The organism is Burkholderia paludis (assembly GCF_000732615.1).
Lineage (GTDB): Bacteria > Pseudomonadota > Gammaproteobacteria > Burkholderiales > Burkholderiaceae > Burkholderia > Burkholderia paludis.
Genome location: NZ_JPGL01000026.1, coordinates 1 through 23,138, shown reverse-complemented (window position 1 = coordinate 23,138; position 23,138 = coordinate 1). Strand labels below are relative to the sequence as shown.

At 67.3% G+C, this 23,138-nt stretch carries 19 protein-coding genes; 16 read left to right on the top strand and 3 right to left on the bottom strand.

The window, feature by feature from the left end; genetic code table 11:
- Nucleotides 1-22: 22 nt before the first annotated feature.
- From GQ56_RS0117455 to GQ56_RS0117400, 12 genes are all read left to right on the top strand, one after another.
- Nucleotides 23-994 carry a dipeptidase gene (locus GQ56_RS0117455; protein ID WP_031399882.1) on the top strand — a complete coding sequence of 324 codons (972 nt, stop codon included), beginning with the start codon at nt 23-25 and terminating at the stop codon, nt 992-994.
- Between the two features lie 141 nt (nt 995-1,135).
- A complete protein-coding gene (locus GQ56_RS0117450; RefSeq protein WP_031399881.1) occupies nt 1,136-1,669 on the top strand; it encodes a DUF5943 domain-containing protein in 534 nt (177 codons plus the stop codon).
- Nucleotides 1,670-1,736: 67 nt separating this feature from the next.
- Complete coding sequence (locus tag GQ56_RS0117445; protein WP_031399880.1) at nt 1,737-3,800, top strand: NADH:flavin oxidoreductase; 2,064 nt, start codon at nt 1,737-1,739, stop codon at nt 3,798-3,800.
- A 3-nt stretch (nt 3,801-3,803) separates the two neighbouring features.
- Nucleotides 3,804-5,729, top strand: a complete 1,926-nt coding sequence (locus tag GQ56_RS0117440) for a (Fe-S)-binding protein (RefSeq protein ID WP_031399879.1) — start codon at nt 3,804-3,806, stop codon at nt 5,727-5,729.
- A gap of 9 nt (nt 5,730-5,738) precedes the next feature.
- Entirely contained in the window at nt 5,739-6,899 is a 1,161-nt protein-coding gene (locus GQ56_RS0117435) for an electron transfer flavoprotein subunit alpha/FixB family protein (protein ID WP_031399878.1), read from the top strand.
- Complete coding sequence (locus GQ56_RS0117430) at nt 6,896-7,681, top strand: drug:proton antiporter (protein ID WP_031399877.1); 786 nt, start codon at nt 6,896-6,898, stop codon at nt 7,679-7,681. Before GQ56_RS0117435 ends, GQ56_RS0117430 begins: the two co-directional genes overlap by 4 nt.
- Before the next feature lie 52 nt (nt 7,682-7,733).
- Nucleotides 7,734-8,990: an aromatic ring-hydroxylating oxygenase subunit alpha gene (locus tag GQ56_RS0117425; RefSeq protein ID WP_031399876.1), complete on the top strand. Its 1,257-nt coding sequence runs from the start codon at nt 7,734-7,736 to the stop codon at nt 8,988-8,990.
- A 32-nt stretch (nt 8,991-9,022) separates the two neighbouring features.
- A complete protein-coding gene (locus GQ56_RS0117420; protein ID WP_031399875.1) occupies nt 9,023-10,171 on the top strand; it encodes a hybrid-cluster NAD(P)-dependent oxidoreductase in 1,149 nt (382 codons plus the stop codon).
- Nucleotides 10,172-10,305: 134 nt separating this feature from the next.
- Entirely contained in the window at nt 10,306-11,169 is an 864-nt protein-coding gene (locus GQ56_RS0117415; RefSeq protein ID WP_031399874.1) for a glycine betaine ABC transporter substrate-binding protein, read from the top strand.
- 236 nt (nt 11,170-11,405) lie between these two features.
- Nucleotides 11,406-13,061 (top strand): APC family permease, encoded by a 1,656-nt coding sequence (locus tag GQ56_RS0117410; protein WP_031399873.1) that lies wholly within the window; start codon nt 11,406-11,408, stop codon nt 13,059-13,061.
- 207 nt (nt 13,062-13,268) lie between these two features.
- On the top strand, nt 13,269-13,880 hold the full coding sequence (locus tag GQ56_RS0117405; protein ID WP_031399872.1) for a TetR/AcrR family transcriptional regulator: 612 nt from the start codon (nt 13,269-13,271) through the stop codon (nt 13,878-13,880).
- Nucleotides 13,881-14,046: 166 nt separating this feature from the next.
- Nucleotides 14,047-15,039, top strand: a complete 993-nt coding sequence (locus GQ56_RS0117400; RefSeq protein ID WP_031399871.1) for a DMT family transporter — start codon at nt 14,047-14,049, stop codon at nt 15,037-15,039.
- 33 nt (nt 15,040-15,072) lie between these two features.
- On the opposite strand, the gene purU is transcribed toward GQ56_RS0117400, so the two are convergent.
- A complete protein-coding gene (purU, locus tag GQ56_RS0117395) occupies nt 15,073-15,957 on the bottom strand; it encodes a formyltetrahydrofolate deformylase (protein WP_031399870.1) in 885 nt (294 codons plus the stop codon).
- Nucleotides 15,958-16,127: 170 nt separating this feature from the next.
- Complete coding sequence (locus GQ56_RS0117390) at nt 16,128-17,033, bottom strand: choline sulfate utilization transcriptional regulator (RefSeq protein ID WP_031399869.1); 906 nt, start codon at nt 17,031-17,033, stop codon at nt 16,128-16,130.
- A gap of 250 nt (nt 17,034-17,283) precedes the next feature.
- On the opposite strand from GQ56_RS0117390, the gene betC reads away from it, so the two are divergent.
- Together betC and choX are read left to right on the top strand one after the other, a co-directional pair.
- Nucleotides 17,284-18,819 carry a choline-sulfatase gene (gene betC, locus GQ56_RS0117385; protein WP_031399868.1) on the top strand — a complete coding sequence of 512 codons (1,536 nt, stop codon included), beginning with the start codon at nt 17,284-17,286 and terminating at the stop codon, nt 18,817-18,819.
- Between the two features lie 47 nt (nt 18,820-18,866).
- The gene (gene choX / locus GQ56_RS0117380; protein ID WP_031399867.1) at nt 18,867-19,832 is read left to right on the top strand and encodes a choline ABC transporter substrate-binding protein; all 966 of its coding nucleotides are present in this window, start codon (nt 18,867-18,869) and stop codon (nt 19,830-19,832) included.
- 40 nt (nt 19,833-19,872) lie between these two features.
- On the opposite strand, the gene GQ56_RS44365 is transcribed toward choX, so the two are convergent.
- Nucleotides 19,873-20,091 carry a hypothetical protein gene (locus tag GQ56_RS44365; RefSeq protein WP_152601776.1) on the bottom strand — a complete coding sequence of 73 codons (219 nt, stop codon included), beginning with the start codon at nt 20,089-20,091 and terminating at the stop codon, nt 19,873-19,875.
- Between GQ56_RS44365 and GQ56_RS0117375 the strand changes: the two genes are divergently transcribed.
- Nucleotides 20,091-21,230, top strand: coding sequence for a porin (locus GQ56_RS0117375; RefSeq protein WP_031399866.1), 1,140 nt, complete (start codon nt 20,091-20,093; stop codon nt 21,228-21,230). The two genes, GQ56_RS44365 and GQ56_RS0117375, sit on opposite strands and share 1 nt — an antisense overlap.
- 384 nt (nt 21,231-21,614) lie before the next feature.
- Nucleotides 21,615-23,027, top strand: a complete 1,413-nt coding sequence (gene cysS / locus GQ56_RS0117370; RefSeq protein WP_031399865.1) for a cysteine--tRNA ligase — start codon at nt 21,615-21,617, stop codon at nt 23,025-23,027.
- Nucleotides 23,028-23,138: the final 111 nt, after the last annotated feature.

Genomic DNA, 23,138 nt, shown 5'->3' with positions numbered 1-23,138 from the left:
CCCGACAATACTGGAGCACCCCATGAGCACGCTGCATCAAGACAGCATCATCATCGACGGCCTGAACATCTCGAAGTTCGAGAAACCCGTGTTCGAGGACATGCGCCTCGGCGGCATCACAGCCGCGAACTGCACGGTGTCGGTGTGGGAGAACTTCACCAAGACCGTCGACAACATCGGCGTGATGAAGAAGAAGATCCGCGACAACGGCGAGCTGCTGACGCTGGTACGCACGACGGAAGACATCTTCCGCGCGAAGAAGGAAGGCAGGACCGGGATCATCCTCGGCTTCCAGAACGCGCACGCGTTCGAGGACAACCTCGGCTATATCGAAGCGTTCGCCGACATGGGCGTGCGCGTCGTGCAGCTCTGCTACAACACGCAGAACCTGGTCGGCACCGGCTGCTACGAACGCGACGGCGGGCTGTCGGACTTCGGCCGCGAAGTGATCACCGAGATGAACCGCGTCGGCATCATGGTCGACCTGTCGCACGTGGGCGGCAATACGTCGTCGGAAGCGATCGCGTTCTCGAAGAAGCCGGTGTGCTATTCGCACTGCCTGCCGTCGGGCCTGAAGGAGCACCCGCGCAACAAGAGCGACGAACAGCTGAAGGAGATCGCCGATGCGGGCGGCTTCGTCGGCGTGACGATGTTCGCGCCGTTCCTGAAGCGCGGGATCGAGGCGAATATCGACGACTACATCGAGGCGATCGACTACGTCGTGAACCTGATCGGCGAGGACGCGGTCGGCATCGGCACCGACTTCACGCAGGATTTCGCGAAGGAATTCTTCGACATGCTGACGCACGACAAGGGCCGCTATCGCCAGCTGACGAACTTCGGCAAGGTGATCAACCCGGACGGCATCCGCACGATCGGCGAATTCCCGAACCTGACCGCCGCGATGGAGCGCCACGGCTGGAAGGAGTCGCGCATCCGCAAGATCATGGGCGAGAACTGGGTGCGCGTGTTCAAGGACGTGTGGGGCGCGTAAGCGTCGCATCCGCCAACCGCTTCACCGCCAGCGATTCGACACAAGAAAAATCGGACGTGCCCGCGCCAGCCGCGCGGGCGCGCGGACGATGTCGCGCCTGCGCCCGAGCCGCGCGGCCAATTTCCTCACGGAGTCACCACGATGCAACCGCAACTGCCGATCAACGTCGATCCCGATACCGGCGTCTGGACCACCGACGCGCTGCCGATGCTGTATGTGCCGCGCCACTTCTTCACGAACAACCACGTCGCCGTCGAGGAAGCGCTCGGCGTCGACGCGTATGCCGACATTCTCTACAAGGCCGGCTACAAGTCCGCGTACCACTGGTGCGACAAGGAAGCGAAGCTGCACGGCCTGACCGGCATGGCCGTGTTCGAGCACTACCTGAAGCGCCTGTCGCAGCGCGGCTGGGGCCTGTTCTCGATCATCGAGGCCGATCCGGCCGGTGCGCGCGCGAAGATCGAGCTGCGCCACTCGTCGTTCGTGCTGCAGCAGCCGGGCAAGGAAGGCAAGCTCTGCTACATGTTCGCCGGCTGGTTCGCGGGCGCGATGGACTGGGTCAACGACACGACGCCGGAAGGCAAGGGCGCGCCGCGCGCGCAATCGAGGGAAGTGCAGTGCGCGGCCGAGCATCACGACCACTGCGTCTTCGAAGTGTCGCCGATCGCCCACTGACGCAGCGATACGCCGACACGACACACACCCGCAACACGAGACATTCGAACGCCAGAGGTCGCCAGCGATGCGTTATCCCCACCTGTTCAAACCCATGCAGCTGAACCAGCTGACGCTGCGCAACCGGATCGTCAGCACCGCGCACGCGGAGGTGTATGCCGAGCCGGGCGGCCTGCCGGGCGACCGTTACATCCGCTACTACGAAGAGAAGGCGAAAGGCGGCGTCGGCCTGGCGATCTGCGGCGGCTCGAGCCCGGTGTCGATCGACAGCCCGCAAGGCTGGTGGAAATCGGTGAACCTGTCGACCGACAAGATCATCGATCCGCTCACGCGCCTGGCCGACACGATGCACCGGCACGGCGCGAAGATCATGATCCAGGCGACGCACATGGGCCGCCGCTCGTCGTTCCACGGCGAGCACTGGCCGCACCTGATGTCGCCGTCGGGCGTGCGCGAACCGGTGCACCGCGGCAATGCGAAGATCATCGAGATCGAGGAGATCCGCCGCATCATCGGCGATTTCGCGGCGGCCGCGAAGCGCGTGAAGGCGGCCGGCATGGACGGCATCGAAATCTCGGCCGCCCACCAGCACCTGATCGACCAGTTCTGGAGCAAGCGCTCGAACCACCGCACCGACGAATGGGGCGGCAGCCTGCAGAACCGCCTGCGCTTCGGCATCGAGGTGCTGACGGCCGTGCGCGAGGCGGTCGGCGCGGATTTCTGCGTCGGCCTGCGCATGTGCGGCGACGAATTCCACGAGGACGGCCTCGATCACGACGCGCTGAAGGAAATCGCGCAGGCGATGTCGGAGACGGGCCTGATCGACTACCTGAGCGTGGTCGGTTCGGGCGGCGATACGCACAACACGATCGCCAACTGCATGCCGCCGATGGCGCTGCCGCCGGAGCCGTTCGTGCACCTCGCGGCCGGCATCAAGTCGGTCGTCAAGATTCCGGTGATGCACGCGCAGAGCATCCGCGACGCGGGCCAGGCCGAGCGCCTGCTCGCCAACGGGATGATCGACCTGGTCGGCATGACGCGCGCGCAGATCGCCGATCCGCACATGGTGATCAAGATCCGCGACGGCCGCGAGGACGAGATCAAGCAGTGCGTCGGCGCGAACTACTGTATCGACCGCCAGTACAACGGCCTCGACGTGCTGTGCATCCAGAACGCCGCGACGTCGCGCGAAGCGACGATGCCGCACATCATCGAGAAGTCGCGCGGCCCGAAGCGCAAGGTCGTGGTGGTCGGCGCGGGCCCGGCGGGCCTCGAGGCGGCGCGCGTCGCGAAGCTGCGCGGCCACGACGTCGTGCTGTTCGAGAAGAACGCGGAAGTGGGCGGGCAGGTGATGATCGCCGCGAAGGCGCCGCAGCGCGAACAGATGTCGGGGATCATCCGCTGGTTCGACATGGAGACGAAGCGCCTGGGCGTCGACCGGCGCCTCGGCGTCGCCGCCGACGAGAAGATGATCATGGCCGAGAAGCCGGACATCGTCGTGCTTGCAACGGGCGGGTCGAGCTTCACGTGGCAGGTGCCGGGCTGGGGCGTGGCCGAGGGCCTGGCCGTCAGCTCGTGGGACATCCTGACCGGCAAGGTCGAGCCGAAGCAGAACGTGCTGCTGTTCGACGGCGTGAGCACCCATGCCGGCGCGGGCGTGGCCGATTTCATGGCGAGCCGCGGCTCGAAGGTCGAGGTCGTCACGCCGGACGTGAAGGTGGCCGACGATTGCGGCGGCACGACGTTCCCGATCTTCTATCGCCGCCTGTACGCGTTCGGCGTGATCCCGACGCCGAACACGATGCTCGATCGCGTCTATGAAGAGGACGGCAAGAAGATCGCCGTGCTGCGCAACGAATACACGGAAGAACTGGAGGAGCGCGCCGTCGACCAGGTGGTGATCGAGAACGGTTCGTCGCCGAACGACGCGCTGTACTGGAAGCTCAAGCCGGAATCGCTGAACCGCGGCCAGATCGATCCGCATACGCTGTTCGCGGCCGAGCCGCAGCCGTGCCTGTCCGAGGAGCTCGGCAACGGCCGCTTCCTGCTGTTCCGTGTCGGCGACTGCATCTCGATGCACAACGTCCACGGGGCGATCTACGATTCGCTGCGTCTCGTCAAGGACTTCTGAACGATGAATCCGTCCCTCCTCATTACCGCGTTGTTGTGGCTGTCGGTGGCGGGGCTCGCGTTCGCGGTCGCGAAGCGCTCGTCGTACTGGCGGCTCGGCCGGGCCACCGCGCCCGGCGCGTTCGGCGTCGCGAACCTGTTCGCGATTCCGAAGCGCTACTTCGTCGACCTGCACCACGTGGTCGCCCGCGATCCTTACATCGCGAAGACGCACGTCGCAACGGCCGGCGGCGCGATCGGCGCGCTCGCGCTGGTGTTCGTCAACTACGGCCTCGCGATCTACTCGCCGTGGCTCGACAAGCTGATCTTCCTCGCGGCGCTCGCGATGCTGGTCGGCGCGGTGTTCGTGTGGCGCCGGCGCGCGGCGAAGGACGTGCCGGCCCGCCTGTCGCGCGGCCCGTGGAATACGCTGCCCTGGCTGCTCGGTTCGTTCGCGCTCGGCCTCGTGCTGTTCATGCTGGTGCCGGCCGGCGCGATGTCGGGCGCGTTCGCGGTGCTCTGCGCGCTGCTGATCGGCGTCGGCGCGTTCACGATGACGGTCGGCGCCGCGAAGGGCGGGCCGATGAAGCATGCGATCGCCGGCCTGCTGCACCTTGCGTTCCACCCGCGCCAGGAACGTTTCGCGGCCACGCGCGACGCGTTCACCGGCAACGGCACGGCCACGCCGCCGACCGCGCTGAAGCTGCCGGACATCGAGCATCAGGAATACGGCGTCGCGAAGCCGGTCGAATTCCGCTGGAACCAGTTGCTGAGCTTCGACGCCTGCGTGCAGTGCGGCAAGTGCGAAGCCGCGTGCCCCGCGTTCGCGTCGGGCCAGCCGCTGAACCCGAAGAAGCTGATCCAGGATCTCGTCGTCGGGATGGCCGGCGGCACCGATGCGGCGTACGCGGGCAGCCCGACGCCGGGTCTCGCGGTCGGCCGCCACGGCGGCGAGCCGAACGGCCCGATCGTGTCGGGTCTCATCGAGGAACAGACGCTGTGGTCGTGCACGACCTGCCGCGCGTGCGTGCAGGAATGCCCGATGCTGATCGAGCACGTCGACGCGATCGTCGACATGCGCCGCAACCGCACGCTCGTGCACGGCACGGTGCCGGGCAAGGGCCAGGAAGTGCTCGCGAACCTGCGCGAGACGGGCACGATGGGCGGCTACGACACGGCCGCGCGCTACGACTGGTCGGTCGACCTGAGCGCCCCCATCGCGCAGCCCGGCAAGCCGGTCGACGTGCTGTTCGTGGCGGGCGAAGGCGCGTTCGACATGCGCTACCAGCGCACGCTGCGCGCATTCGTCAAGGTGCTGAACAAGGCGGGCGTCGACTACGCGGTGCTCGGCTCGACCGAAACCGATACGGGCGACGTCGCGCGCCGGCTCGGCGACGAGGCGACGTTCCAGCAGATGGCGAGGCGCCTGATCGGCACGCTCGACACGCTGTCGTACCGGCAGATCGTGACGGCCGACCCGCACGTGATGCACAGCCTGCGCAACGAATACCGCGCACTCGGGCTGCGGGTGACGGTCAAGCACCACACGACCTATCTCGCCGAGCTGGCCGACAGCGGCAAGATCGCACCGAAGGCCGTCGAGGCGCTGCGGGAGAAGCGCACCACGTATCACGACCCGTGCTATCTCGGCCGCTACAACGGCGAGACGGAAGCGCCGCGCAAGCTGCTGAAGACGATCGGCATCCAGGTGGTCGAGATGGAGCGCAACGGCATGCGCGGCCGCTGCTGCGGCGGTGGCGGCGGTGCGCCGCTGACCGACATTCCCGGCAAGCAGCGCATTCCCGACATCCGCATCGCCGACGCGCGCACGATCGGCGCCGACGTGGTCGCGGTGGCCTGTCCGAACTGCACGGCGATGCTCGAAGGCGTCGTGGGCCCGCGCCCCGACGTGCTCGACGTGGCCGAACTCGTTGCCGCCTCGCTGGAGTGAAGTGAATCGATGAACACGATCAAACGAATCGATCCGCGCCGGCCGTTCGTCATCACGGCCGCGGGCCTGAAGCGCATCACGCTCGGCGAGGCAGGCAGCGCCGATGCGAGCGCCGCGCACTGGTCCGCGCACGGTCATGGCGCGGCGGCCGCGAAGCCGCGCCGCGCGCTGCAGGCGCCGAAGCACGTGATGCTGGCGGTCGCGCACGCCGAACGCGGCGCGCTCGACGAAACCGCGCGGCAGGCGATCGCCGCCGCGGCCATCCTCGCCGACGCGCAGACCGAAGTCGCGCTGCTCGTCTTCGGCGAACTGAAGGACGACGTGGCGGAACTCGGCGTCGACAAGCTGGTGGAACTGGCCGGCTTCGAGCGCCGCGCGTTCGATCCCGACAGCGAACTGCAAGCGTTGCAGGCCTGCGTCGCCGCGCTCGCGCCGAAGCACGTGTTCGTGCCCGACAACGCGACCGGCGATGGCGATCTCGGCCGGCGTTACGCGGCGGCGGCCGGCGCGAGCGTCGCGACGCACGTCGTCGAAATCGATGCACGGCATGTCGGCGCGTATGCGCAGGCCGGCCGCGCGTTCGCGACGCGCGCGCTGCCCGACGTGATCCTGCTCGCACCGAACGCGGTCGAGGCGAAGCTGCCGTTCGTCGGCGCGGGCGAGCGCCTGGCCGCCGATTTCATCCGCCCGGCCCGCGACGCCGCGCAGCCGTATCGCGATCTCGGCCTCGACGAGATCGACGCGGCGCAGGTCGCGCTCGAGGAAGCCGATTTCATCGTGTCGGCCGGCAACGGCGTGTCCGACATCGGCGCGTTCGAGCGGCTCGCCGGCGCGTTCGGCGCGGCGATCGGCGCGAGCCGGGTCGCGGTCGACAACGGCCATTTCACGCGCGACAAGCAGGTCGGCGCGACCGGCAAGACGGTCGAGGCGAGCGTGTACATCGCGTTCGGCATCTCGGGCGCGGTGCAGCACCTGCAGGGGATCAAGGACTGCCGCCACGTGATCGCGGTGAACCTCGACGGCAGCGCGCCGATCGCGAAGCGCGCGAACCTGACGGTGGTCGGCGACGCGCAGGCGACGATCGCCGCGCTGATCGAACAGGTGCAGACCGCGCGCGGACAATCGCCGGCAGCGGTCGGCGCCCGTGAACCGGAAGGAGTCGCCGCATGAACGCCCCCCGTCCGTTGCAACGCATCGCGGTGCTCGTGTCCGTCGGCCGGCACCCGGTCAGCGGCGTCGCGCGTTACAGCCGCAACGATGCGGTCGCGCTGGAAACCGGCCGCCAGCTCGCGGAGCGGCATCGCGCGACGCTCGACGTGATCCACGCAGGCGACCCCGCGAACGCGGCGCTTGCCGAATATCTCGCGCTCGGTGCGCGGGAGGTCGAGGTGCTGGCCTGCCGCGAAGGCGACGATGCCGTGCACGCGCTCGTCGCGCGCATCGCCGGCTACGACCTCGTGCTGACCGGCACGCGCGCCGAGGGCGCGTACGACACCGGGATGCTGCCGTACCGCGTTGCCGCCGCGCTCGGCTACCCGCTGGTCGGCTCGGCCGTCGACGTGTCGGTCGAGGGCGGCCGCGCGGCGGTGCGGCAATTCTTGCCGAAAGGGCTGCGGCGGCGCGTCGATGCCGCGCTGCCGGCCGTCGTCGTCGTCCATCCGCTCGCCGCAGTCGAGCCGCGCTACGCGTATGCGCGGCTGCGCGCCGGCGCGATCCGGCCGGCGCTCGCCGCGCCCGGCACGGACGCCGACGCGACGGCCTGGACGGTCGGCCCGGTCGAGCGCAAGCCCGTCAGGCTGGTGGCGGCCGAGAAGCGCTCCGGGCATGCCCGGATGCTGTCCGCGACGACGACCGAAAGCCGTGGCGGCAACGTCGTAAATGAAGGGAGTTCGGTCGAAAAAGCACAAGTGATCCTCGCATATTTGCGCGAGCATCAGCTCATCGACTACTGATTTTGATGCCTGTCGGCAAGAACCCAGGGACGCAAGGAATCCGGAGCAAAAGATGAAAGTATCGGCAGACATTCGTGCACTGATCGAACGCCGCAAGGAAGGCTACAGCCTGGAAGCGCCGTTCTACACGAGCGAGGACATCTTTGCGCTCGACATGGAGGCGATTTTCCGCAAGCACTGGATCCAGGTGGCGATCGAGCCCGATATCCCCGAGCCGGGCGATTACGTGACGGTGGAACTGGGGAGCGATTCGATCCTGATCGTGCGCGACGACGACATGGCGATCCGCGCGTTCCACAACGTGTGCCGTCACCGCGGCGCGCGCCTGTGCAACGAGGACAAGGGCTCGGTCGGCAACATCGTGTGCCCGTACCACAGCTGGACCTACAACCTGACGGGCCAGCTGATGTTCGCCGAGCACATGGGCGAGAAGTTCGACCGCTGCAAGCACAGCCTGAAGTCGGTCCACGTCGAGAACCTCGCGGGCCTGATCTTCATCTGCCTCGCCGACGAGCCGCCGGCCGATTTCGCGCAGCTGCGCGCCGAGATGGAGCCGTACCTGCTGCCGCACGACCTGCCGAACACGAAGATCGCCGCGCAGATCGACATCATCGAGGAAGGCAACTGGAAGCTCACGATGGAGAACAACCGCGAGTGCTATCACTGCGTCGCGAACCATCCGGAGCTCACGATCTCGCTGTACGAATACGGTTTCGGCTATCAGCGCTCCGACGCCAATGCCGAGGGCATGGACGCGTTCGCGGAAACCTGCGTGCGGCGCGGCAAGGAGTGGGCCGAGATGGGCCTGCCGTCCGCCGAGATCGAGAAGCTGCTCGACGTGACGGGTTTCCGCACGCAGCGCCTGCCGCTCGATCGCCACGGCGAATCGCAGACGCTCGATGCGAAGGTGGCGTCGAAGAAGCTGCTCGGCGGCTTCGACAAGGCCGACCTGGGCGGGCTGTCGTTCTGGACGCAGCCGAACTCGTGGCATCACTTCATGAGCGATCACATCGTGACGTTCTCGGTGATCCCGCTGTCGGCCGGCAAGACGCTCGTGCGCACCAAGTGGCTCGTGCACCGCGACGCGAAGGAAGGCATCGACTACGACGTGAAGAACCTCACGGCCGTGTGGAACGCGACCAACGACCAGGATCGCGCGCTCGTCGAATTCTCGCAGCGCGGCGCGACCAGCAGCGCGTACGAGCCGGGCCCGTATTCGCCGTACACCGAAGGTCTCGTCGAAAAATTCTCGGCCTGGTACATCGGCCGGCTCGCCGAAAAAACCGGCGAGCAGCACTCGGCAGCGTAACAGGACCTAGCAGCATAGAAGCGGAGTCAGACATGATGCGAGATGCGGCCCAATTCGAGCCGACGGACAGCCGGGTCACGCGCCCGGCGTTCTGGAACGCCCTTCCCGAGCGCTGGACGAGCGACGTCGAGGAAACGCTGGTGTGCTGCCACGTGCGGCAGGAAACGCACGACGTGAAGAGTTTCTTCTTCCGTTCGCCGCAAGGCCGCTCGTTCTCGTTCGAGCCCGGGCAGTTCCTCACGCTCGAGCTCGACATCGACGGCGAGACGATCAACCGCTGCTACACGATCTCGTCGTCGCCGGCGCGGCCGCACACGGTGTCGATCACGGTGAAGCGCGTGCCGGGCGGCAAGGTGTCGAACTGGCTGCACGACAACCTGCAGCCGGGCGCGGCGGTGCGCGTGCTCGGCCCGGCCGGCGAATTCACGTGCGCGCGGCATCCGGCGCGCAAGTACCTGTTCCTGTCGGCCGGCTCGGGCGTCACGCCGCTGATGTCGATGAGCCGCGCGCACCACGATCTCGCCGAGGATCGCGACATCCTGTTCGTGCACAGCGCGCGTACGCCGGACGACATCATCTTCGCGCGCGAGCTCGACCTGATCGCGTCGAATCACACGAATTTCCGCACGTCGTTCGTCGTCGAGCGCGTGGGTGCGCGCACGAACTGGCCGGGCGTCACGGGCTTCCTGACGCTGCCGCTGCTGAAGCTGATCGCACCGGATTTCATGGAGCGCGAGATCTTCACGTGCGGCCCCGCGCCGTACATGAAGGCCGTGCGCGACCTGCTCGACGAAGCCGGGTTCGAGCGCCGTCAGTATCACGAGGAGAGCTTCTCGTTCGAGACGCTCGCGCAGACCGCGAGCGACGAACTGCTCGCCGAGCTCGCGCCGCCGGCCGAGGCCGGCGACGCCGGCACGAAGCAGTACACGGTCAGCTTCGCGAAGAGCAACCGCGAGATCGCGTGCGGCTCCGGGCAGCACGTGCTCGACGCGGCGCGCCAGTCGGGCATGCGGCTGCCGGCGTCGTGCACGCAGGGAATGTGCGGCACGTGCAAGGTGAAGCTCGTGTCGGGGCAGGTCGAGATGAAGCACAACGGCGGCATCCGCCAGCGCGAGATCGACCAGGGCATGGTGCTGCTGTGCTGCAGCAAGCCGCTGTCGGATCTCGTGATCGACAAGTAACCGGCTCTACGCCATCGGCTGTCCGGGCGCGTCGCGTCCGGACAAGCATCCGTCGGAAAACAACGATACCGCGGATTTGTGGTTGAGGAACCTTGAGAGACCACGCGCGCAGGCGCACATCACGGAGATCGACCATGAAGCTGTTCGGAAAACTGTTGTGGACCGGCGCACTGTCGGCAATGGTGGCGCTCAGCGCGTCGGCGCTCGCGGACACGAAGCCCACGCTGAAGATCGGCTACGTCGAAGGCTGGGACGACAGCGTCGCGACGACGAACGTCGCGGCCCGCATCATCGAGAAGAAGTTCGGCTACCAGGTCCAGCTCGTGCCGGTCGCGGCCGGCGTGATGTGGCAGGGCGTCGCGCGCGGCGATCTCGACGCGACGCTGTCCGCGTGGCTGCCGGTCACGCAGGGCGCGTACTGGGACCAGTTCAAGACGAAGGTCGTCAATCTCGGCACGAACTTCCCCGACGCGAAGATCGGCCTGATCGTGCCGGCTTACGTGAAGGCGAAGAGCATCGGCGACCTGAACGCGGAGAAGGGCGACTTCGGCGGCCGCATCGTCGGCATCGACGCGGGGGCGGGCGTGATGCGCAAGACCGACGACGCGATCAAGAACTACGGCCTCAACTACACGCTGATGCCGAGCTCGGGCAGCGCGATGACGGCCGAGCTCGCACGCTCCGTCAATGCGAACAAGCCGGTCGTGATCACCGGCTGGGCGCCGCACTGGATGTTCGCGAAGTGGAAGCTGCGCTTCCTCGAGGATCCGAAGAAGGTGTACGGCGACGCCGAGCATGTCGACAGCGTCGCGAACCCGGCGCTCGAAACGAAGGCGAAGCCGGTGGTTGCGTTCCTGAAGAAATTCCAGTGGAAGCCGGGCGAGATCGACAGCGTGATGCTCGCGATCCAGAACGGCTCGAAGCCCGACGCGGCCGCCGATGCATGGATCGCCGCGCATGCGGATCGCGTGAACGCGTGGACGGAAGGCGCGCAGTAACCCTGTAGTAAACCGCGACGATTCGCCGCGATAAAAACACCGGGAGACGGTCCGGGAATGATTGCTAGGAATGCGAAATAATCGCACTGCGATGCGGTCATATCCCGGAATTATTTTTCTGATCCTGCAAAAGATCCCGTAAATTGTTACACTACGGCCCTTGTGCGGAGTCATCTGTTTTGTATCGGACCAGGGTAAGCGCTGATGCGCTCACGCTGATCGAGAGGAGGAATTGGATGAGTCAGGCAGGACTGCGTGCGAATCGCGCCAGTGATGTTGAGGCAACCATCTCACATGATTCGACGGGCCACACGCTGCATCGTGGCCTCACTTGGAAAGACGCATTCTGGGTAACGAGCGGCGTGCCGGCTGGCGTGCTGTTCACGATCGGCGGCGTATGCGCGACGATCGGCCAGCCCGCGTGGGCGATCTGGATCGCCGCGATCACGATGGGGCTGGTTCAAAGCGCGACTTATGCGGAAATATCGGGGCTATTTCCCCATAAATCGGGCGGCGCGTCCGTGTATGGCGCGATCGGCTGGGTTCGCTACAGCAAGCTGATTGCCCCGGTTTCCGTGTGGTGCAACTGGCTCGCGTGGTCGCCGATGCTTGCACTCGGCTGCGGCCTCGCGGCGAGCTACGCGCTCACGAGTCTCTTTCCCGCCGACGCGGCGGTGCTGCACTGGCAGCTCAAGGTTGCGGATCTCGGATTCATCAAGCCGGGTCTGTCCCTGCGGATCAACGCGACGTTCATCATCGCCACGATCCTGCTTCTCATCACCTTCAAGCTTCAACACAGCGGCGCATCGAAAGCCGCGCGCACGCAGCGCATTCTCGGCATTGCGTCGCTCACGCCGCTGCTGATCGTCGGCATCGTGCCGTTCGTCACCGGCGACGTGCCGATGTCGAACCTGCTCCCGCTGCTGCCGCTCGGTCACGATGCGCAGGGCAACCTCACGGCGGCGACGTTCGGCACGTGGAACGGGCAGGGCGTCACGATGGCGCTCGGCGCGATGTTCATGGCCGGCTGGGCGTCCTACGGTTTCGAAACGGCCGTCTGCTACACGCGTGAATTCCGCGATCCGCGCCGCGACACCGCGAAGGCGATCTTCTGGTCGGGCGCGCTGTGCCTCGTCGTGATGACGCTCGTGCCGATGGCGTTCCAGGGCGCGCTCGGCACGCAGGCGATGCTCGATCCGTCGATCGGCGACGGCACCGGCGTGGCGGCCGCGATGGCGAAGATCGTCGGCGGCGGCGCGTGGGTCGCGAACGCGGTCGTCGTGATGCTGATGCTGTCGATCCTGCTGATCGTGATGACGTCGATGATGGGCTCGTCGCGCACGCTGTACCAGGCGTCGGTCGACGGCTGGCTGCCGAAGTACCTGTCGCACGTGAACGAGCACGGCTCGCCCACGCGCGCGATGTGGACCGATCTCGGCTTCAACCTCGTGTTGCTGATGATGTCGGATTACATGACGGTGCTGTCGATCTCGAACGTCTGCTACATGCTGTTCGTCTTCCTGAATCTCCAGTCGGGCTGGATCCACCGGATGGATCGCGGCAACTGGGACCGGCCGTTCCGCTGCCCGACCTGGCTGCTCGCCGCCGGCGCGATCTGCGGCTACGCGAACCTCGTGTACGTTGGCGCGGGCGCGAACCTGCAGGGCGAGGGCACGCTGCGCAACGGGCTGATCGCGATGCTGCTGATCGTGCCGGTGTTTCTCTATCGTCACTACTGGCAGGACCGCGGCCGGTTCCCCGCGCAGATGCAGCGCGACATGGAGCTCGAGGTGCCGAAGCGCGCGGCATGGCTGAACCTGATGCCGTATGCGGCGCTGATCGGCGCGGCGCTGACGATCGGGGTGTCGTACTACCTCGCGTGGGTGAAGTAACGCGTTCGGCCGCGTGACGACGCGCACCGCCCGGAAACCGCACACGGGCGCTGCGATCGATCCCGCGGCACGCCACGCAAGCCCGACCGGCTGGCGCGCGGTCGGGCTTTCGTCGTTGATGGCCGGCCGCGTTGCCGGCCGGCACGGCGCAGGCACGCGATCGGGATCGCTTGATTTTGGGAACGATCGGTTCTAATATCCGGACTCATGAGCCCGACTTCTCCCGGCTCCCGCGACAGGGGGCGTCCACGCGAATTCGACACCGACGAGGTGATCGACGAGGCTGCGCGCGTGTTCTGGGAGCTGGGGTATCACGCAACGTCGATCGACGCGCTGTGCGACGCGACCGGCGTCTTTCGCGGCAGCCTGTACCGGACGTTCGGCGACAAGCACGGGTTGCTGGTGGCGGCGTTCGACCGTTACGCGGAAGGCGCGATCGCGCGGCTCAAGGAGCGTCTCGCGGCCGATCTGCCGCCGCGCCAGGCGCTCAGGAACGCGCTGCTGTACTACACGGAAATCGGCGTGCGGCTGTCGGAGCGTCGCGGCTGCCTGATCACGAATTCGGCCGTCGAGCTGCTGCCCGGCGACGACGTATTGCGCCCGCATATCGAAGCGACGCTGCTGCGCATCGGCACGCAATTCAGCCTTGCGGTGGCGCGCGGCCAGCAGTCGGGCGATTTCGACCGGACCCTCGATCCGGAACAGGTCGGCCGTTTCCTGCTGTGCCTGATCCAGGGCATGCGCGTGCTGGGCAAGTCGAGCACGCCGGAGGCGGAGCTGGCGTCGATCGTCGATGTCGCGATGCGGGCGCTGACCTGATTTTTTTGATTATTTTGAGAATGAACGGTTTCAAATTTCACGCATGCATCGTGCGGCCGTCGAGACCGTGAAATACAGGCGGGTCCTGCAAGGAAGTTGACAACACCCTGCCGCCGCGTGCAGCCGCACCGGCGTTTGAGTTCGACCAATTTGGGAACGATCAGTCATGAATAGCATCAAGATCGCAGTACCCGCCGCGAGCGCGTACGGGAAAGGCATCGTGGCCTGTGTCTGCGCGACGATCCTGATAGGCGTGATGTTTCCGGTGATGACCGATGCGTTGCGATACATCGATCCGTTTACGTTCACGTCGCTGCGCTACCTGATCGCGGGGATCGCGTTCGTGGTGTTGCTGCGGGCCATCGAAGGGCCCGCCGCGTTCCGGCGGGCCGGCGAGTCGCTGCCGCTTGCGTGGCTGCTCGGCTCGATCGGCTTCTGCGGGTTCGGGTCGTTCGTGTTCCTGGGCCAGCAACTGGCCGGCGAGGAAGGGGCGCTGACCGCGTCGATCATGATGGCGACGCAGCCGATGATGGGGCTCCTGCTCAACGCGCTGGTGCGGCGCGTCCCGCCCGCGCCGGTGTCGGTGCTGTTCGTCGTGCTGTCCTTCACCGGCGTCGCGCTCGTCATCACGCACGGCGACCTGATCGCCGCGCTGCGCGCGCCGCAGTATTACGCGGCGAACGCGCTGATCGTCGTCGGCGCGCTGTGCTGGGTCGTCTATACGTTCGGCGCGGCGCACTTCACCGGCTGGTCGGCGTTGAAGTACACGACCTTCACGACATGGCTCGGGCTGACCACCAACGTCGCGGTCAATCTGCTGCTGATCGCGACCCATCGCATCGCGACGCCGACGTGGGCCGCCGTGCACGCGGTGCTGCCGCATCTCGCCTACATGGGGCCGGTGGCCGGCTTCGGCGCGATCCTGCTGTGGATGACGGGCAACCGGAACCTGGGCCCGATGAACGGCGTGCTGTTCATGGACATCGTGCCCATCACCGCATTCATCGTGTCCGCGTTCGCGGGCGTGGTGCCCAACCGTGCGCAGATCGCGGGCGTCGCCCTGACGGGCGCGGCGCTGATCCTCAACAACCTGTATCTGCGGCGGCGGGCGCGGCTGATCGGCACGGCGCCCGCGCGCGTGCCGTCGGCTTCCGCGTGACGCGGCGGTCGAGCTCGCCGCGGCGCGTTCGCGTTACGGGAACACCACCGTCCGGTCGCCGTTCAGGAACACCCGCCGCTCGATGAACGCCTTCACCGCGCGCGCGAGCGTGATGCATTCGACGTCGCGTCCGACCGCAAGCAGCTGCTCGGGCCGCAGCGCATGATCGACGCGCTCGACCACCTGCTCGATGATCGGGCCTTCGTCGAGATCGTCGGTGACGAAGTGCGCGGTGGCGCCGATCAGCTTCACGCCGCGCGCGTGCGCCTGGTGATACGGCTTCGCCCCCTTGAAGCCGGGCAGGAACGAATGATGGATGTTGATCGCGCGGTTCGCGAGCTTCGCGCTGGTTTCCTGCGACAGCACCTGCATGTAGCGCGCGAGGATTACGAGTTCGGCGCCGCTCGACTCGAGGAAGTCGAGCCACTGCGCTTCCTGCTGCGTCTTGGTCTCGGCCGCGATCGGGAAGTGCCGGAACGGCAGCCCGTGCTGCGCGGCGAGCGGCTCGAAATCGGGATGGTTCGACACGATGCCGGCGATGTCCATCTTCAGCTCGCCCATCCGCCAGCGGAACAGCAGGTCCGCGAGGCAGTGCTCCAGCTTCGACACCATGATCAGCACCCTGGGCCGCGCGTTCACGTCGTGGATCGCCCACTGCATGTCGCCCTGCTGGCCGCCGAGCCCCGCCGCGATCGGCCCGAACTCCTGGCGCAGCGCGTCGATCTGCAGCGTTTCATCCGTCGGATGAAAGACGCAGCGCACGAAGAAGCGGTTGCTGAGATCGTCGTCGAACACGTTCAGCGCGTCGACATAGCAGCGATGGCGATCGAGAAAGCCGACGACGGCGGCGACCTGGCCGGCCGCGCTCGGGCACGACAGCGTCAGGACGAATTGATCGGGGCGGTGCTCGGCGGTCATGAGGCTCCTCGGATGGCATGGGGCGCACGGCCGTGCGGCGGCGCACGACAGCGCCGCGCCGCACGGGTAGCGGGAGGCTCAAGTAAATCAGGACGATTTCGGGGAGGATAGAACCAACGCGCCGTGTGGCTGGTATCGGCGCGCCAGCGGGGGGCGGCCGGCCGCGTCCGTCATGCGCTCGCGCACGCGTCGAGCAGCCAGCGCCGGAATACATGCGTCGCATCCGGCTCGGGCCGCTGCGGCGGCCGCACCAGGAAGTAGCCGCGCGACGTGACGACGGGCGCGTCGACGAGCTTCACGAGCTGGCCGGACGCGACGAGTTCGTCGACGAGCGGCGACCAGCCGAGCGCGACGCCTTCGCCGAGCAGCGCCGCATGGATCACGAGCGCGTAGCTGTTGAAGGTCACGCCGCGCGCGGCGGCCGGCGCATCGAAGCCGTGCGCGTCGAACCAGCCGGACCACGACAGCCAGCGTTCGGGGCGCGTGGGCTGCACGTGCAGCAGCGGCAACGCGAGCAGGTGGTCGGCCCGTGCGACCTCGGGGTGCGCGTCGCGGAAGGCCGGCGAGCACACGGGCGTGACGGATTCCGGAAACAGCCGCGCGGCCGTGCACGTCGGCCAGTGGCCGTCGCCGAACAGGATCGCGATGTCGGCGTGGTCGCGCTGCGCGTCGTAATCCTGTGACGTGACGACGCGGACGTCGACGTCCGGCATCACGCGCTTTAGCCCGGCCAGGCGCGGCATCAGCCAGTAGGTCGCGAAACCGAAGTCGGTGACGATCGTGAGTGCGCCGTGCTCGCGGCGCGCGCGCAGCGTCGCGGTGGCGCCGCGCAGCGTGTCGAGGCTCAGCCGCACCGCTTCGTACAGGCACTGGCCGTCCGCCGTCAGCGTGACGCCGCGCGGGCTGCGCTCGAACAGCGGCACGCCGAGCTCGGCTTCGAGCTGGTACACCTGCTGGCTCACGGCCGGCTGGGTCGAGCCGAGCTCGCGCGCGGCCGCCGTGAAGCTCGCGAGCCGGGCGGCCGATTCGAACGCGCGCAGCGCCTGCATCGACGGTAACGCTTCGGGTTTCGACATAAGTCTCTCTAATGGCCCCATAAGGGCCGGACGCCTACCCGCGCGAATTCGGGCGGGCGATAGTGCATCGGACGGCACGGCACCGGCGCCGCACGGCCGCCGCACGGCCGCCGTGCAGCGCATGCCGCGATTCTAGCCAGCGCGGTGCGCCCGCGCGGCGCTTTCTTCGGTTCGCCGCCGTCATGCCGGACGTCCCGCCGCTGGAGCGGCGAGGCGCTCCGTTCGAACACCGCTTTCCCCACGACCGCCGATGACGAACCCGACACCCGACATCCTGATCCTGATGGCCGACCAGCTCACGCCGTTCGCGCTGCCGGCATACGGCAACCGCGTCGCCCGCACGCCGACGCTCGACCGGCTCGCCGCGCAAGGCGTGGTGTTCGACGCCGCGTACTGCGCGAGCCCGCTGTGCGCGCCGTCGCGCTTCTCGCTGCTGACGGGCAAGCTGCCGTCCGGGATCGGCGCCTACGATAACGCCGCCGAATTGCCGGCGCAAACGCTGACGTTCGCGCACTATCTGCGCGCGGGCGGCTACCGGACGATGCTGTCCGGCAAGATGCACTTCTGCGGGCCCGACCAGCTGCACGGCTTCGAGGAGCGCCTCACGACCGACATCTATCCGGCCGATTTCGGCTGGGTGCCCGACTGGGACCGCCCGGCCGAGCGGCCGAGCTGGTACCACAACATGAGTTCGGTGCTCGACGCGGGGCCGTGCGTGCGCACGAACCAGCTCGATTTCGACGACGAGGTCACGTTCGCCGCGAAGCAGAAGCTGTACGACGTCGCGCGCGAGCGGGCAGCCGGGCACGATGCGCGGCCGTTCTGCATGGTCGTGTCGCTGACCCATCCGCACGATCCGTATGCGATCACGCGCGAATACTGGGATCGCTACCGCGACGACGAGATCGACCTGCCTGCCGTGCGGCTCGACGCGGCGGGCAGCGACCCGCATTCGCGGCGGCTGCGCTTCGTATGCGAGAACGACCGCACGCCGCCCGACGACGCGCAGATCCGCGCCGCGCGCCGCGCGTACTACGGCGCGACGTCCTACGTCGACGCGCAGTTCGGCAGCGTGCTGGCCACGCTCGAGCAGTGCGGGTTCGCCAGCGACACGATCGTGATCGTCACGTCCGACCACGGCGACATGCTCGGCGAGCGCGGGCTCTGGTACAAGATGACGTTCTTCGAAGGCGGCTGCCGCGTGCCGCTGATCGTGCATGCGCCGGGCCGCTTCGACGCCGCCCGCGTGCGCGGGCCCGTGTCGCACGTCGACCTGCTGCCGACGCTCGTCGAGCTGGCCGGCGCCGCGCCCGCCGGCGGCTGGCCCGATCCCGTCGACGGCGCGAGCCTCGTGCCGCACCTGCACGGCGCGCCGGCGCACGACGTCGCGCTCGGCGAATACCTCGCGGAAGGCGCGATCGCGCCGATCGTGATGATCCGCCGCGGCGACTGGAAATACGTGCATTGCCCGGCCGATCCCGACCAGCTCTACAACCTGTCGGACGACCCGCGCGAGCTGGCGAACCTGGCGGACGTGCCGGCCGCCGCCGACGTGCTCGCCGCGTTCCGCGCGCAGGCCGCGCAGCGCTGGAACCTGCCCGAGCTGGACCGGCAGGTGCGCGCGAGCCAGCGGCGCCGGCGCTTCCATTACGCGGCGACGACGCAGGGCCGCATTCAGGCATGGGACTGGCAGCCGTTCACCGACGCGAGCCAGCGTTACATGCGCAATCACATCGAACTCGACACGCTCGAGGCGATGGCGCGCTTTCCGCGCGTCGGGCGCTGAGTGCGTCCCGCAGCGCGATCACTGACGAACGACGGAGGAAGCGGACGATGAAACGGCAACGCAATGCAGCAATCCGGATCGGCGCGGCGCTCGTCGCGGCCGCCTGCGTGATGACGACGCAGGCCGCGCGCGCGGCCGACCCGCAGACATGCGGCGACGTGAAGATGGCGGCGCCCGGCTGGACCGACATCGATGCGACGAACGCGATGGCGGGTGTCGTGCTGAAGGCGCTCGGCTACCGGCAGGACGTGGCGAACCTGTCGGTGCCGATCACGTACCAGGGGCTCAGGAAAGGGCAGGTCGACGTGTTCCTCGGCAACTGGATGCCCGCGCAGGCGCCGCTCGTGAAGCCGTTCGTCGACGACAGGTCGATCGACGTGCTGCACGCGAACCTGAGCGGCGCGAAGTTCACGCTTGCGGTGCCCGATTACGTCGCGGCCGCCGGCGTGCACACGTTCGCCGATCTCGCGCGCTATGCCGAACGCTTCGGCGGCAAGATCTACGGGATCGAGCCCGGCGCGCCCGCGAACCAGAACATCAAGCGGATGCTGTCCGATCACGCGCTCGGGCCGGCGAACTGGTCGCTGGTCGAATCGAGCGAGACGGGCATGCTCACGCAGGTCGAGCGCGCGGTGCGCGACAAGCGCTGGATCGTGTTCCTCGCGTGGGAGCCGCACCTGATGAACACGAAGTTCCACCTGGCCTACCTGTCCGGCGGCGACGCGTATTTCGGCCCCGACTACGGCGGCGCGACGGTCAACACGGTCACGCGCGCCGGGTTCGCGGGCCAGTGCGCGAACCTTGCGCGGCTGTTCCGGCAGATGACGTTTTCCGTCGCCGTCGAGAACCGCATGATCGCCGACATGCTCGACAACAAGACCCCGCCCGCGCTCGCGGCGCAGCATGCGCTGAAGGCCGACCCGGCGCTGGTCGCCGGCTGGCTGGACGGCGTGACGACGGCCGCCGGCGCGCCGGGCCTGCCGGCCGTGCGCGCGGCCCTCGACGGCCGTTGATTCCCTCCGCCCGGGCGGCCGGTTTGTGCCGGCCGCCCGTCTACGTGTTTTCCCGATGGGTCGCATCGTGACTAGTTGGCGTCGCCTTCAGACGGGTGACGAGAAATATGGGTTTGTATTTTTCGGCAATGGCTGCGTTATTGCGGAAAACGAAATGCCGAAGCCAGCGGGCGGTATGAATTCGAATCCGCCGGCGCATCGCGGCACGCGCCGGAACGCGATTCTTTCCATCGAAGGGTTCAGGGAGGGTGGTCGACAATGAAGCACACGAAAGTTGCCGTAGCCGCCGCGCTTGCATGCGCGGCCTGCATGCCCGCGGTCGGGCATGCGCAGAGCAGCGTCACGCTGTACGGGATTCTCGACGCGGGCATCACGTACGTGAACAACACGGGCGGCTCGCACGTGGTCAAATTCGACGATGGCGTCTCGTACGGCAACCGCTTCGGCCTGAAGGGCACGGAAGACCTCGGCGGCGGCCTGAAGGCCGTGTTCACCCTCGAGAGCGGCTTCCACCTCGGCACCGGGCAGCTCGGCTTCGGCGGGGCCGAGTTCGGCCGGCAGGCGTATGTCGGCCTGCAGAACGACTGGGGCACGCTGTCGTTCGGCAACCAGCTCGACATCACGAACGAACTCGTGTCGATCTACAACATCTCGGCGTGGGGCAGCGGCTATGCGATCCACCAGGGCGACTTCGACCGCTTCAACGGCGACCGCCTGCCGAACTCGGTGAAATTCCTGTCGAACGACCTGCACGGCTTCAAGTTCGGCGCGATGTACTCGTTCGGCAACGTCGCCGGCGACTTCCACCGCAACAGCGCATGGAGCGCGGGCGCGAGCTACACGCAGGGCGATTTCTCGATCGGCACCGCGTACACGCGCCTGAACAACCCGAGCGGCATCTACGCATTCGATCCGTACGCGATGCTCGGCACGCACACGTTCCTCGGCCAGCAGACGGTCACCGTCGACCCGACGACCGGCGCGCGCACCGACCTGTACGCGAACACCCCGATGAACATCGACAGCCAGGGCACGTTCGGCATCGGGTCGAGCTATGCGATCGGCAAGCTCACGCTCGACGCGAACTTCTCGTACACGACAATCAAGGGCTTCGGCCAGTCGTCGCACATGCAGGTGTACGAAGGCGGCGGCTCGTACCAGTTCACGCCGGCGCTGAGCCTGATCGCGGGCTACCAGCACACGCGCTTCGAAGGCCATCACTGGAACCAGGGCACGGCGGGCCTGCACTACCTGCTGTCGAAGCGCACCGACGTGTACATCTCCGGCGATTACCTGCGCGCGTCGCAAGGCGTCGATGCGGTGATCGGCTACAGCTTCACGCCGTCGACGACGCAGACGCAGGCCGACGTGCGGATCGGGATGCGCCATTCGTTCTGAGCGGGACGGGTGGAGCGGCAACGTCTTCAGCGAGGTCTCTCTTGGGCGCGAACCGTGGTTCGCGCTTTTTTTTTGAAGGGTGTGAGCGGGCATGAAATGCGCCCGGTCGGTGCCGGCCGCGTGGCCGGCGCTCCGGGGCCCTCGCCGGGATCGGCCGCGCGAGGGTATTGACCCGTGCCGTCTATAGACGCTACGATCGTCCGCATGCTGAATCGCACCCATTCCCTCTCCTCGCTGATCCGCGCATGTTGTCAGAACGTGCCAGGGGGAATTTGCGTCTAGCGAACTCGCTAAACTTTCAAGCAATCGCCTTCCGGCCGCCTGTGATGCAAACCAGGCGGCCTTTTTGCTTTTGGGCCGACACTTTCGGGACGGAGAAACTCGATGCCGCTTGCGCTGTATGACACCTGGTCGCGTACCGTACGCCCGTTCACGCCAATCCGGGCCGGGCAGGTCGGCATGTACTGCTGCGGCCCCACGGTCTACGACCACGCCCACATCGGCAACCTGAGAACCTACGTATTCGAGGATCTCCTGCGCCGCGTATTGGTGCGCAACGGCTACGAGGTCAGGCATGTCGTCAATATCACCGACGTTGGCCACCTGACGTCGGATGCGGACGAAGGCGAAGACAAGATGGAAAAGGGCAGCCGCCGGACCGGCGAATCGGCGTGGGCCATCGCCCGGCGCTACACCGAGGCGTTCATCCGGGACTGGCGCGCGCTCCACCTGCTCGAGCCGGCGGTGTGGTGCCGCGCCACGGATCACATCGCCGAACAGATCGCGTTCATCGATACGCTCGAGCGGGCCGGCTACGTCTACCGGACGGACGACGGCCTCTACTTCGACACCAGCCGGCAGGACGACTACGGTTATCTCGCGCGGCTCGACCGCGCGGGATTGCAGGCGGGCAAACGGGTTGCGCTGGGCGAAAAGCGGAGCATCACGGATTTTGCGTTGTGGAAATTCAGCCCGGCCGGCGTGACGCGGCAGATGGAATGGGACAGCCCGTGGGGGCGAGGCTTTCCGGGCTGGCATATCGAATGCTCGGCGATGTCGGCGAAGTATCTCGGGACGTTGTTCGATATCCATTGCGGCGGCGAGGATCACATCGCCGTGCACCACAGCAACGAGATCGCGCAGACTCGGGCGGCCCACGGCACGCACCTCGCGAATTACTGGATGCACGGGCACTTCCTGACGCTCGACGCCGATTCGAAGATGTCGAAGTCGAGCGGCGATTTCGTCCGTCTGCAGACGTTGCAGGACCGCCATATCGATCCGCTCGCGTACCGTTACCTGTGCCTGACGGCTCATTACCGAAGCAAGCTGCATTTCACGTGGGCGTCGCTCGATGCGGCACACACCGCGCTGAACCGGCTTCGTCACCTCCATGCCGGCTGGCCGGACGGCGGGCGCGTCGATACGGATTTCGCCGCGCGATTCGACGCCGAAGTAAACGAGGACCTGAATCTGCCCCGAGCGCTCGCGGTGCTCTGGGATCTGGTCAGGAGCAACCTGCCACCCGCGACCCTGAAAGCGACCGTGGACAGCTTCGACGACGTGCTCGGCCTCGGTTTGCACGCATGGCGGCCGGTTGCGTTCGACATTCCGGAACACGTCCGCGTGCTGCTCGGCGATCGCGAGCGCGCGAGGGCGGACAGGGACTGGGCGCAAGCCGACCGGATACGGGAAGCGTTGAGCGCCCAGGGCTGGAGAGTCGAGGACACCCGGGACGGTCAACGCGTGTTCGGCATCGCCGCCGGCTCGGCCGATACGGGCATCGCGCATCGGTGAAGCCGCGGGCTGCCCGTATCAGAAGATCCGGTGACCGAGCCACCAGCCGCCGGCCGCGAACAGCGCGGCGGCGGGCAGCGTCAGCACCCACGCCCACACGATGTTGCCGGC